Annotated in this window: 9 protein-coding genes and 1 pseudogene; 6 read left to right on the top strand and 4 right to left on the bottom strand. The window is 53.1% G+C overall.

What is annotated here, in order from left to right; genetic code table 11:
* The first annotated feature begins 195 nt into the window (after positions 1–195).
* The 4 genes from FFS57_RS19380 (at position 196) to FFS57_RS19395 (ending at position 3,191) form a co-directional block, all read left to right on the top strand.
* Complete coding sequence (locus tag FFS57_RS19380; protein WP_137939472.1) at positions 196–921, top strand: YebC/PmpR family DNA-binding transcriptional regulator; 726 nt, start codon at positions 196–198, stop codon at positions 919–921.
* A gap of 152 nt (positions 922–1,073) precedes the next feature.
* Positions 1,074–1,961, top strand: coding sequence for a cysteine synthase CysM (gene cysM / locus FFS57_RS19385; RefSeq protein ID WP_137939473.1), 888 nt, complete (start codon positions 1,074–1,076; stop codon positions 1,959–1,961).
* A gap of 83 nt (positions 1,962–2,044) precedes the next feature.
* The gene (locus tag FFS57_RS19390; protein ID WP_137939474.1) at positions 2,045–2,332 is read left to right on the top strand and encodes a SemiSWEET transporter; all 288 of its coding nucleotides are present in this window, start codon (positions 2,045–2,047) and stop codon (positions 2,330–2,332) included.
* Between the two features lie 313 nt (positions 2,333–2,645).
* Positions 2,646–3,191, top strand: coding sequence for a DUF4256 domain-containing protein (locus FFS57_RS19395; RefSeq protein ID WP_137939475.1), 546 nt, complete (start codon positions 2,646–2,648; stop codon positions 3,189–3,191).
* A 201-nt stretch (positions 3,192–3,392) separates the two neighbouring features.
* On the opposite strand, the gene FFS57_RS19400 is transcribed toward FFS57_RS19395, so the two are convergent.
* A complete protein-coding gene (locus FFS57_RS19400) occupies positions 3,393–4,607 on the bottom strand; it encodes a pre-peptidase C-terminal domain-containing protein (RefSeq protein WP_137939476.1) in 1,215 nt (404 codons plus the stop codon).
* A 355-nt stretch (positions 4,608–4,962) separates the two neighbouring features.
* Between FFS57_RS19400 and FFS57_RS19405 the strand changes: the two genes are divergently transcribed.
* Positions 4,963–7,593: a bifunctional diguanylate cyclase/phosphodiesterase gene (locus FFS57_RS19405; RefSeq protein ID WP_137939477.1), complete on the top strand. Its 2,631-nt coding sequence runs from the start codon at positions 4,963–4,965 to the stop codon at positions 7,591–7,593.
* Positions 7,594–7,596: 3 nt separating this feature from the next.
* Here the strand turns inward: FFS57_RS19405 and FFS57_RS19410 are convergent, their stop codons facing one another.
* From FFS57_RS19410 to FFS57_RS19420, 3 genes are read right to left on the bottom strand one after another with little or no spacing between them, the layout of a single operon-like run.
* Positions 7,597–8,790, bottom strand: coding sequence for an amino acid deaminase/aldolase (locus tag FFS57_RS19410; protein WP_137939478.1), 1,194 nt, complete (start codon positions 8,788–8,790; stop codon positions 7,597–7,599).
* Positions 8,787–10,802: an aldehyde dehydrogenase family protein gene (locus FFS57_RS19415; RefSeq protein WP_137939479.1), complete on the bottom strand. Its 2,016-nt coding sequence runs from the start codon at positions 10,800–10,802 to the stop codon at positions 8,787–8,789. Before FFS57_RS19415 ends, FFS57_RS19410 begins: the two co-directional genes overlap by 4 nt.
* Position 10,803: 1 nt before the next feature.
* On the bottom strand, positions 10,804–12,204 hold the full coding sequence (locus FFS57_RS19420; RefSeq protein WP_137939480.1) for a GMC family oxidoreductase N-terminal domain-containing protein: 1,401 nt from the start codon (positions 12,202–12,204) through the stop codon (positions 10,804–10,806).
* Positions 12,205–12,415: 211 nt separating this feature from the next.
* On the opposite strand from FFS57_RS19420, the pseudogene FFS57_RS19425 reads away from it, so the two are divergent.
* Positions 12,416–12,770 (top strand): annotated as a pseudogene (locus tag FFS57_RS19425) (hypothetical protein); the annotation flags it as partial.

Raw genomic sequence — 12,770 nt, forward strand, 5'->3', positions numbered from 1 at the left:
GTTGAGGTCGAGCAGGGCAATGTCTGCAGTGCCTGACTGTCAGTAAATCGGCCCGGATGTTCCGGGCCGCTTCTTTATACAAAATGTCTTGCTGCCTTTGCGGCATATCAAGACTTGACGCCAGCTTTGGGTTCGATTGGGGCGGCGTGGTAGAATTCTGCTCTTTCCTGACTCAAGCACTTAAACGAGGTCATCATGGCTGGTCATTCCAAATGGGCCAATATCCAACACCGTAAAGGCCGCCAAGACGCCAAACGCGGCAAGGTGTTCACCAAACTGATCAAGGAAGTCACCGTTGCTGCCAAGATGGGCGGAGGTGACATCAATTTCAATCCACGTCTGCGCTTGGCTGTTGACAAGGCCAAAGAAGAAAACATGCCAGCCGACAATATTGATCGTGCCATCAAGCGTGGTACCGGCGAGTTGGAAGGTGTGACCTATGAAGAGGCACGTTACGAAGGTTATGGCATTGGTGGTGCCGCCGTGATGGTGGATTGCCTGACCGATAACAAAACCCGTACCGTTGCCGATGTACGCCATGCATTTTCCAAATATGGTGGCAATATGGGGACCGACGGTTGTGTGTCATTCCAGTTCAAGCATTGTGGTTATCTGATTTATGCTCCAGGTGTGAATGAAGACGCAATCATGGAAGCGGCGCTGGAGGCTGGTGCTGAGGACGTCGTGACCAATGATGATGGTTCGATCGAAGTCATCACGCCACCCTATGAATTCACAACTGTCAAGGAAGTACTGGAAAAAGCCGGGTTCAAAGCAGAAATGGGTGAGGTCACCATGAAACCATTGAATGAAACTGAGTTGACCGGTGACGATGCCGTCAGGATGCAAAAGCTGTTGGATGTATTGGATGCGCTGGATGACGTGCAAGAGGTCTATACTTCTGCCTTGATGAGCGAATAACATATTCCCTGTCAGCGAAAAGCCCAGCATCAAGCTGGGCTTTTTCATTGGCATGCTTGCGACCGATAACAAGGTCGGCCGAATTGTCGTAGCACGTATCTTGTGCGACAGTATCTCTTTTACCCTGTCGACAACCTCAACTGATCGCTGTCATGTACAAATACCTGGAAGATTTCGTCGGCAACACGCCGCTGGTGAAACTCAAGCGCCTGCCTGGAAAGACCGGTAATACCATTCTGGTCAAGCTGGAAGGCAACAACCCGGCTGGTTCGGTGAAGGATCGTCCTGCTTTAAGCATGATTCGTCGCGCAGAGGCGCGTGGGCAGATCAAGCCGGGGGACACACTGATCGAGGCGACCAGTGGCAATACTGGCATTGCATTGGCCATGGCAGCGGCGATGATGGGTTACCGAATGGTATTGATCATGCCTGAGCATCTATCGGTTGAACGTCGCCAAACCATGAAGGCGTTTGGTGCAGAGCTGGTGCTGGTGTCCAAGACGCAAGGCATGGAAGGTGCGCGGGATTTGGCGGAGCAGATGGTACGCGATGGGCGTGGCTTGATTCTGGATCAGTTTGCCAACCCGGATAACCCACAAGCGCACTATGAAGGGACTGGGCCCGAGATCTGGCGTGATACACAAGGCCAAATCACCCATTTTGTCAGTAGTATGGGGACGACTGGTACCATCATGGGTACCGGTCGCTATTTGAAAGAGCAATGTTCGACCATACAGATTATTGGCGTGCAACCCTGTGATGGTGCACAGATTCCTGGAATTCGAAAATGGCCACCAGAATATGTGCCGGCCATCTGCCAGTGGGACAAGATCGACCGCATGATGGAAGTGACCCAGGCGGAAGCGGAAGAGATGACACGCCGATTGGCTAGGGAAGAAGGCATTTTTGCTGGTATTTCATCAGGTGGTGCATTGGCTGCCGCGTTGCGCTTGTCGGCAGAAGTAGAAGGTGCGACGATCGTATCGATAGTCTGTGACCGCGGCGATCGTTATCTTTCCACCGGCGTTTTCCCGGCTTAAAAAAAGCGAGTGGTATCCGGTGATGTGTAACTGGATGCCGTATCTTTGCTTGATCCAATCAGAATAAAAACGATCTTTCTCTTATGAATTCAATACCGGATTTGCTCGGCATGATTGCTGCCATCTGTACGACGGGGGCGTTTGTGCCTCAGGTGGTTCATGTTTGGCGGCGTAAATCTGCAAAGGATATCTCGTTCGGCATGTATAGCATCCTGGTTGTTGGTGTGCTGTTGTGGTTGATATATGGCGTCCTGATCCATTCTTGGCCGGTGATATTGGCCAATGCAGCAACACTGGTACTGGCACTGGCCATTTTGTTGCTGAAGATTTGGTACGAACGGCGGGACCGATGTGTATCGGAATCTACGTGATAGGTCGACTAGGATCTACCACTATCAATGCCAGGTAAGGGAACACTCAATCAGCCTGGCCTTTGGCTGCAAAATATTTGAAAAAATAGATGCCGGCAAATTCAATGATCGCGTTTGCAGGGTGTCATAGCCTGCCATCGTTGGTTATCACGCTACAAGCCTTCCTGCCAGCCAGGAGACACACTTGAAAAAGGTTGTGTCGGTCGCAGGCCGTACAGGTTCTTCACCTTGAGTGTGGAATTTAAGTGTCCTGAGCACCATAAGGGATTCGAAACAACAAAATTGACATACGAGACCGGAAAGGAGAGCGGGGGTGAAAACAACACTGAACGATGATCTGATCAGGGTATTGAAGAATCGGTTCGAGAAAAACATGGATCGTCACCGTGGATTGGACTGGAATGCCATTCTGGTGAAATTGGAAGCCAATGCGGAAAAATGCCAATCACTCAGTGAAATGGAGCGAACAGGTGGTGAGCCGGATGTTATTGGTTATGAAGAGCAAACTGATGAATTCACTTTTTGCGATTGCTCACCTGAAAGTCCGGTAGGTCGACGTAGCCTTTGTTACGATCGTGATGCACTTGAATCAAGAAAAGAGAATAAACCTGGTGGTACTGCAGTTGATATGGCTGCTTCGATGGGAATAGAAGTTTTGACGGAAGATCAGTACCGAGCGTTGCAAAAGCTTGGGGAGTTCGACAGGAAAACTTCAAGCTGGGTGAAAACCCCATCAGGAATTCGAGAACTTGGTGGCGCGCTCTTTTGCGACCGTCGCTATGACCATGTATTCGTTTATCACAACGGTGCCGAATCTTATTATTCTGCCCGAGGATTTCGTGGCCTGCTCAAGGTTTAGATCTTGAATGACCATAGGCATTTAGTCTGTCTGTGGCCTTGACCACTCGCCGCACTGGCTCCGTTGGACCGCAGGTGCCAATCGGTCTGGTACAGGAAAAAGATGAGTGGGGTAACGCGTGGTACAAAACTGCCCAGTACGAGAATTTTGAATGATGCGTTTCCCCGATCATGCGCGCTTAAAAAGACTGAAAACAGCTACTTAAAGCTTGATCTGATAAGCAAAGTGGTACAGGTCGTTGATGTTGGATGACACCGCTTTATCATTGCTGCGGAATCGGATCGGCACGATGTCATAGTAGTGTCGGCTGACCGTGGTGTCGAAAGTATAGTTGCCAACAGCAGGCTCCAACGTCAGCGGAATGCTGAATGTGCCATTGGCGCCGGTGCTGGCCATGGCGGTAATGGTTTGGTTGCCCAGCTTGATTGAGATGTCGACAGCCACCGGTGCATTGGCGATCGGCTGATCATTCGTACCGAATGCGGTGCCGTTGATGGAAATCGTCCCTTTCACCCGCCATTTATTGCCTTGCCCATAATTGATGAATCCGGCAACACCCCCCTCGGTATCAATTTTATCGATTTGAACCCGTGCCGCCTGAGGGGGCAAGAGTTCCTTGATGCGCAACGAATAGCCTGAACCGGCCTTACCACCTGCGAATTGTAGGTAATAAGTGCCTTTACTCAGGTTGACGGGGGTCGCCATAAATGGATGGATGGTTTTGATCGGGGTGAATTGTTCATTGAAGATGTGCAGCAGGGTGCCATCATATGGAATGGTGCGATTGTCATGCTTATGCGTGGCCACAATGATGGGTGTATCTTTGCCTAATTCCAGTTTTTGCCAGTCCTGATCGTCATCCAGGTCTTTGGTCTGGTTAAGCAGGGTAAATGGTGTATGCAAAACCAGCTTGGGTGCTTGCCAAGGGCTGTCATCAGGCTCTGCCACATCGTAACTGGTGCTGCTGCGGAAAACCAATCTGAATGGATTGGCTGTATCCAGTCCGCTAGCCGCGGTCACCCCGACGTAGTACGTCCCAGCCTCTGCGATATAGCTCAATTGTTCCGTTGATTGTGTTTTGAACTGCGATAACGCCAATTGCTGTAAGGCTGTGCCTGCGGTATTGGGGTGATAGAGACGAAGGTCATAGTCAACACCGGCCGTAGTCGGTCCCGTCAAGCCGATGGTCAATTTCTTCTTGGTGTCGTTGTCGATTCGATACCATTTGGTTTCATTGGCAGAGGCGGGTAGGTCAAGCTGTACCATACCCTCAGACAGAATCGTGGCGCTGGCTGGAATGGGCTGATCGGTGCTGGTCAAGCGCTCGATGCGGGGCTGGGGGCTGGGCTGACCGGCAAATGTACTGGTGCTGCACAGCATCAGTGCAGCGATGAGTGTGATGCCAAAGCGTTTCATATCCGCTCCAATTGATCATTGATGGGGCAAGTTGCGTGTTGCAATCCACGCAGTCAGGTAAATATGTCAATTTGATTTATTAACTAGATATCTGTTCATGTGGAAATTTTCAATTTCCGTTGCTATGCCTTATCTGTTCTTGATCATATTGACGAGAAGAATGGTAAGGTCCGGGTTTTTATATTTGCAAAATCGAATTTTGTTGTGGGGATTGGAAAAAGCTGGGTGACGATATTGTCAATGGAGGTAGTGGCAATCAATTCCCCCAAAGCCCCAATTGTTGGGATGAATCGGTCTCTTTGATTTGCTGGCCTATGATGTAAGCGTACAGTCAATTCATACATGAGGCCCCGCATTGCCAACGAGCGAACAACCTGTACAAAAGCTGTTTGGTCAGTATGTCGTCTTGGTGATCGGCATCATGATGTTCCTGATCGTAGGGCTGGCATGGTTGTTGTACAGGACTGCTATTGAGCAAAACGAAATCTCTTTTCGGTCCGAACAAACACTGATTCGTGCATTGTTGGATACATCGCGACACCACCTCGCAACCAGTCTTTCTGACTATGCGGTCTGGGATGAGATGGATCAACGCGTTGGGCGACCACTTAATGCTGATCTGGCTTGGTTCGAATCCAATACCACGGCTACGGTTTATGCCAATCTTCAGATTGATCTGATGCTCTTGGTGGATGAACGCCAAGGTGTACTACGCCTGATGAATCGGGGTGAATGGCTATCGAATCGCCGATTTGATCTTAATCGCCTTCCGACATGGCAAGCGCTGGTCAGCGCAGCGCTGAATGCGCCTGCTAACAAAGTTGTTACAGAGGATCTCCGTTGGGGAGGCGAGAATTATCGGGTCGCCGCGCAACGCATTCAGCCTCAGGCAACTGAGCAGGCGGTGGTATCCGGATCGAAAACCGGACGTGTGATGCTATTTGCACGAAGCCTTGGCAAAGATCGGTTGTTTAGTTTGCTGCGAGAGCAGAATCTGCCCGAGCTTGCAGTGGTCGCGGTGCCACCCGAGCGCGTTGCTTCCCTGCGACTGACGCCATTGCCAGGTGAGTCTTATATCACTTGGCGGTCAGCACAAAGTGGTACGGCTTTTCTGCAGGCACTATGGTTCCCTGCGGCATTGTTTATGTTGTTGATTCTTGTTCTTTGTTTACTGGTGACGAAAGATGCCCGTTTGCGTCATTCACAATTGGCGACAGATGCAATGCGTCAAGCAAATCATCGCAAGGCGTTGGTGGCATTGGTGGATCTACTCCATCTTCGTCACAATGCGCGGGATTTGACCGACCCGGCGTTTTGGCGGCAATTCCTGCAAATTGTCATGACCACTTTCCAGGCAAGGCGAGTGTCATTGCTGTCATACCAACTTGAAGGCCAAGGCATCGACATCATTGCATCAACTGGCAGCGGTGATGCAGTGCCGAATCCAACCCCCGAGCATTTGACCCAGCAACGTGTGTTATTGAGTACTGATCCGTGGCCATGTGCCAGTGCAGCCATAACACGTGATGGCAGGTTGGTCGGCGAACTGCAGCTTGAGCGAACCGCAGCCCAAGTCTGGACCTCTGATGAAGCCAATTTTCTGGTCGCGGTCGCGGCGCTGGTTACTTTGGCGTTTGAAACATTTGTTCGTCAGGGGGCTGAGGCCAACCTATACCGCCGTATGCATTTTGATCTGCTGACCGGCTTGCCGAGTCAGCTATCGTTGCCAGACGGTAAGGTGGGGGCAATTCCCCTTATCGACACACACGGTTTTTGCGCATTGGCTGTCCTTCGTATCGATGGCCTGGAAGACGTCAATATTGTCTATGGCCGTGAATCGGGTGATACGTTATTGACCATGCTGGCAGAGCGGTTTGCCAACAAGTTGGTTGCCAATGAGCAGGTTTCCCGAAGTGGCGGTAAGCGTTTCGATCTGTTACTGGGCGGCGATACCTCGGAACGGGTACGCGAACGTCTGGAAGATCTCGTCAAATATGCAGCGGAGCCCGTGCTGTTCAACGGTCGGAGTTACCAGCCACGATGCCGAATCGGTGCGGTACTGTGCAATAGTAAGGACATCAAAGTAGAGCGCATGCAAGAGGCAAACTTGGCCCTTGATTGCGCAGTACAGTCAGGACGTGATCGAGTGGTGTGGTATCACGACAGCTTGCTCGCCACAGCCGCGCGACGTGTTGCAGTCACGCAAGGCCTTCGTTACGCATTGTCGCAGGAAGCCCTTTCACTTGCATATCAGCCATTTGTTGATGCCCGGTCAGGGTTGCCGATAGGTGCTGAAGTATTGCTGCGCTGGACGCATCCTGAGTTGGGCCCGGTCTCGCCTGCTGAATTTATCCCCATTGCGGAAGAGGAGGGGATAATCGTGGCGTTGGGTGATTGGGTACTCAGCAACGCCATGTCACAGCTACGGCAGTGGAATGAGCGATTGCCGATTCGATTGAAACTCGCCGTGAACCTGTCGCCACGACAACTCGAAGATGAAACGTTGGCTGTTCGTATTATTGAGCTGTTACGACAGCATGATGTAGCACATCAATCAATTGAGTTTGAAGTGACGGAAGGGCTGGCTTTGGAAACGGCAGCCAACATCACCAAAAACCTGAAGGCATTGCGTGCCGCTGATATGAATGTGGCTATTGATGATTTTGGGACCGGTTATGCAACCTTTAGTTTTCTTCGCCGCTATGAAGTGCAGAAAATCAAACTCGACAAGATGTTCATCGATGAATTGGGGCAGCCGCCAATTCGCCAATTGGTGCAGAGCATGATTACCATGAGTCGAGGCCTTGGCGCCAAGGTGACTGCGGAAGGTGTAGAAACGGTAGAGCAGCGACATATTCTAAGTGAGTTAGGCTGTGACTATCTGCAGGGCTATTACTTTGCTCGCCCGATGGATGCGTTGGCACTGGCGGCATGGGTTGAAAACACGATAGTGGCTAGACAGATACCAGTGCCGGGACAGACTTGATTCCTACTCAAAACAGTATCCATCTCCCCGGTAGGTCTGCCATTGGCCCACGAGCTGGCCATGACGAACGATCTGCAGGCTATCGAAACGTTCGCACAGTTCACCTGCCTTGGCGTGCCGGAACAGCACAGGCTGGCCCGGTGCCAGGTAGCGGGCTGCACTGCCAAATAGCGGGGTTTGTACTTCGCCAGCACCTTCATTGGGGTGATATTGCAAGCCTTCTGGCAACCAGGGTTGCGGTACTTTACCAGGGCCAATGGCGCCGGAAGCGATATAGCCACCACCCAGGCAGGTGACGCAATCTGGATTGGGTTGACGGGACACTTCCAAGGCAAAAAAGAGGGCGGGTACGTGGCGGAAATGGCGATAGTAGTCGAACAGAACCGGGCTGTAGAAACCGGAGCCGACAGCAATGTCAGTGACGACAGACTCGCTGCGAGTGGATTCGATGCTACCGGTGCCGCCGCCGTTGACGAACCGTAGTGTGGCCCCGACTTGTTCCAAGGCGTCTACCATGGCTTTCCGCCGAGCGGAAATTTTGGGGATGGCCCATTGCTTCAGGTGTCTGATCACTTTGCTTTCCAGCATCTTGCCAGGTATGGCATCGCCCACGCCGGCAATCTGGGCCTCATAGCCCATGACACCGTCCAGCCTCAGTGCTGGACATTGCATCAGGCGCTGATACAACAACAGTACCTTTTCTACGGTATCGAGTGGTGAGCGATACACACCGAATCGTAGGCTGGGCAGGTTGAAGGACATATCCAGATCGAAGGCGACCGGCAGGATGCATCCCGTCGTTTCCGCAAGTTGCTGCAGGTGTTCCAAATGGCTTTCGCAATCCGCCATCAAGGTGATGCCAGCACCTGCTCGAACCGCATCACAGACCGCGTGGAGGGTGGGACGGTTGATGGTCGGGTAGGCCACCAACAGGTCATCAAAGCCTTGCCCAGCCAACCAGACGGCCTCTTCGGCGCTGTAGCACAACAACCCTTGGCAAGGCAGCGGGCTATCAAGAATGTGGCGCAATACCTGGACGCAGCGGATCGATTTGGTGGCCAGCCGAATGGGTGTACCAGCAGCCCGTTGGGCAATGGCGGCAATGTTCTCGTCGAGGGCATCCAGATCCAGCAAGGCGGTTGGCAGGCGTTGCCCCACCAGCAAGGCTTGCCAGTCAGGGTAATCGATCTGGCTCATCGGCCCTTCTTCCACAGCTTGGCAGCAAGGCTTTCGATGCCGAGCCCCGCTTTGGCAAAGCGAACGAAATGGCTCAGCCCACCACCGTATAAGCCAGTGGTCAATTGATCAAACAAGCGATACTTCTCGGCCGTATAGGGGTACCAGTTGGCCTCGATCTTGCCACTCATTTTTTCCATCATCATCGATTTCATATTGCAGAAGTTGTGCAATCCATAACGGCCCTTGTAGCGGCCGATGCCGGAGTCGCGGGTGCCGCCAAAGGGTAGGTAGTGATTGCCTTCCGTGACCATGACGTTGTTGATGGAAACATTACCGGTAACCAGTGCCCGTGCTACACGCTCGGCGCGGGTCATATCCTTGCTCCAGACTGAGGCTGACAGGCCGAAGCTGGAATCGTTAGCCAATTGAATCGCTTCGGCTTCTGTGCGGAAACGGAAAATCGGGATCACCGGTCCAAAGATTTCCTCTTGATTGATCCGCATGGCGTGGCTGCTACCTTCCAGGATGATGGGTGGAATACGACGGTCAATGCCATTCCACTGTTCGCCGGTGAGACGACGTGCCCCGTGACGCTCGGCATCTTCAACCAGGTCGCGTACGATGGCGGTTTGCCGGTCGCTGATCATCGGGCCCATGTCGTCGTCCAGATCGATACCGATGCGGATCTGTCTGGCGCGTGCTACCAGCTTGGCTTTGAACGTATCGTAGATGGCCTCATGTACATAAAGTCGTTCTACTGCGGTGCAGGATTGACCGGTATTGGTCAGGCCGCCCCATAAGGCACCGGCCACAGCACGTTCCAGGTCGGCGTCCTCGAATACCAGCATCGGGTCTTTGCCACCTAGCTCCAATTCAACTGGGATCAGGCTGACAGCCGCTTTGCTGGCAATTTTGCGGCCGGTGGCGACCGAGCCGGTAAAGAAGATCTTGTTAGGTTTGCCATCTATCAATTGACTGCCCACCTGGCCATCACCATAGACCACCTGTACCCAGCCCGGCTCAAAGCCAGCTTGCTGCAACACGCTTTCCACCAGACCGGTCAGCGGGGTCAACTCAGATGGCTTGAAGATGGTAGCGTTGCCGGTGACAAACGAAATGGCGATCGGGTCAATGGCCTGATTGAATGGGTAGTTCCATGGTGCGATGATCAGCACTGTACCGAGCGGTTCATAACAGATGCGGGACTGCTTGCCCATCATGGCGATTGAGGTGGGTACCTTTTCATCTTTCAGCAACTTGCCGGCATTCTTCAATAGGTAATCCAGCCCATCGCAAACCGCGAAAATTTCGCCGACCAATGCGTCAAAACGCGATTTGCCGCTTTCTTTCACCACCTGACCGACAATCTCCTCACGCCTGGCCAGCAGAATGTTTTTCAGCCGGCGGAGGTAATTCAGCCGTTCTGCTACCGGCATCGCACCAATCCGCTGTTGGGCCGTCTGTGCGCGTTGGTAGATGGTACTTACCCAATCATCCTGAGTGGTTTTGAGTGGGTTGGCCAGATCGATCAGTTCAGTCATCTCGTTTTCTCCGGGTAGTTCGGTGCTGATGGTGGCATCCCAGTGCAACGCATCGCGAATCAGCGGGCCGCTGGCAGGTTGGGTGAAACCGTAATACAGGCTGTAACACAAGCCGGACAAGCCGATCTCCATTTGTCGTAAAACTGCCAGCACAGGCCATTGGCAAGTACTGGCGGCATGGCTCAGCTTGAGCAGACCCATTAGGAAAGGGCTTGGTAAGCGCGCGATGAAATGCAACAGCAAGCGCAGATCTGCCAGGTCACGTGGATGCATGCCGGGTGCGATGCGGTCAAATTCACTCACAACACCGGCAGCAGAAAAACTGGGTAAGTCAGGCTGACCTGGGCAGAGGTGGTCGCCTATGCGATTGAGCGTGGCCAGCTCGACTGCATCCAGAAAGCGACTGGCAGGCAATGGCATGTCGACTGCCATTGTCAGGGGAGGCCGGTGAGCGGGTGCAGGATTCAGGCGATGCAGCGGAATTTCCATGTCAGGAGGCCTCCAGAATCGATTGCGCAGCCATGCGGCCCAGCACCATGATCGTCAAAGACGGATTGATGCCTGGGGCATTGGGAAACAGGCTGGAATCTGCGACATGAATGGCATGGCTGCCAAACAGCCGGAAGTCATGTCCGACACAGGCCGTGGCAGCGTCATTGCCAATGCGGGCACCACCCATCAGATGCAGGCCAATACCCATGCGTCCATCGAAAACCTGTTCGGCACCGGTCGATTGAAAAATCTGATAAACCGCTTCCCGCCCTGCTTTGGCGCGACCTCGATCTTCAGCATCGAGTCGCTTGTCGATGCGTATCCGGCCATCGTTGGTCAGGCTGATCCGACCAGGATGCGTGTCACGAACTGCCACTTCAATGCTGGCCAGATGGGTGATGTCCCGCATCATCGCTTGATGAGACGTGCCACGCTGTGGCAAAAGGAGTGCGCTGCCGATCGGGGGCGCGAAGACATTCTCCAGTTTGAAGCCCTGTCGTCGAAAGCTGGCATCAGCCGATTTATAAGACTGTAGCGGCCCGCGATGAGCGTTGACCGGTTCGCGGTAACGGGCGAAATACATGTACTGGGGATGGCTGTAGAATCGTTGCCCGAGCATCGGTAACCTTCGCCCAAAGCCCGAGCGTAGCAACAGGCTGCTGGTGCCGATCGCATTGGCAGCCAGCACCAGTCGCCGGCCGTGGAAGGTCAGTTGTCGGCCATCAGCCAGCTTGGTATGAATGGTGACGCCATCACGGTGTTCTTCGATATGCGTGGCTTCGCAAGCGGATAGCAACTGGCAACCTGCCTTCAACGCTCGCTTCAGTGAAGTCAGTGGGGTGCTCTGCTTGCTGTCCAGGCGGCAACCATACAGGCATTCAATGCAATCGTTACGTTGTTCATGATGGCAGCCGCGTTGAGCTCGGGTAAGCGGGGCATAATGAAAACCACAGCGCTCAAAACCTTCGCGAAAGATCTGCGCGTTACGGTTGGCGTGTTCCGCAGGCACGGTCTGTACGCTGATGGTGGCTTTGGCTGCGTGATACCAGGGCAGCATACCCTGCACCGAAAAGGCAGGAAATCCGCTGTCGGCATGCCAGGATTGCAACGCATCCTCATCAAACTCATCCAGCAGCGCTTGGTTGACGATGGATCCGCCACCCACCACCTTGGGGCGCAGCAGCGCCAGCGTGGCATCGCTGTTCAGCTCCAGTCCACCATTCCAGAACAGTTGGGCGTTACCGTCAAGCTCACAACGAGGGTAGCTGTTACGGGAGAAGTATTGCCCAGCCTCCAGAATCAGACAGGATAGGCCAGCCTCGGTCAATTGTGCGGCGACATTTGACCCGCCGATTCCAGCACCGACAATCACGGCATCGTAACGTACTGCATTTGGCATAACGTCAATCCTGTGCTGTCTGTTGTTGTCATAATAACATTGTTATTTTAAGACACAATATCTATGCTTGATGAGGATATATGAACTGACGTTATATTGATTGTCAATGGGTAACAATATGATTATCAGTGTAATAAATAATAACGTGTCAGTCGCCATCGATGCCTTGATAACGATAGTCGGCGGTATAACAAAGCAGAAGGAGAGACGGATGGTTGCAATGCATAAAGCCGCATTGGGTGTTGTGCTGGTTGGCGGTGGTAGTGCCTGGGGGGCTGGGTTTGCGCTTCAAGAGCAGTTTGCGGCAGATGTCGGATTGGGGTTTGCGCAGGGGCCGACGGTCATCGGTGCCTTGGCAGCCCAGCACAATCCGGCCGGCTTGGCTGGGTTGAGTAAGTCCGAAGCATTGGGCGCACTCAGTCTGATCAATCTTGACGCACGATTTCGACCGCAGTCCAGTACGACTTATCTGTTTGATCGGGTAACCGGGCAGGTGGGCGTGGCGGACAATATTACCGGACTACCGACTGGAGCCGTCCGGGATGTGGAGGGTGGGGGTGGTGGCC

The sequence above is a fragment of the Chitinivorax sp. B genome, from assembly GCF_005503445.1.
In the GTDB taxonomy this organism is placed as follows: domain Bacteria; phylum Pseudomonadota; class Gammaproteobacteria; order Burkholderiales; family SCOH01; genus Chitinivorax.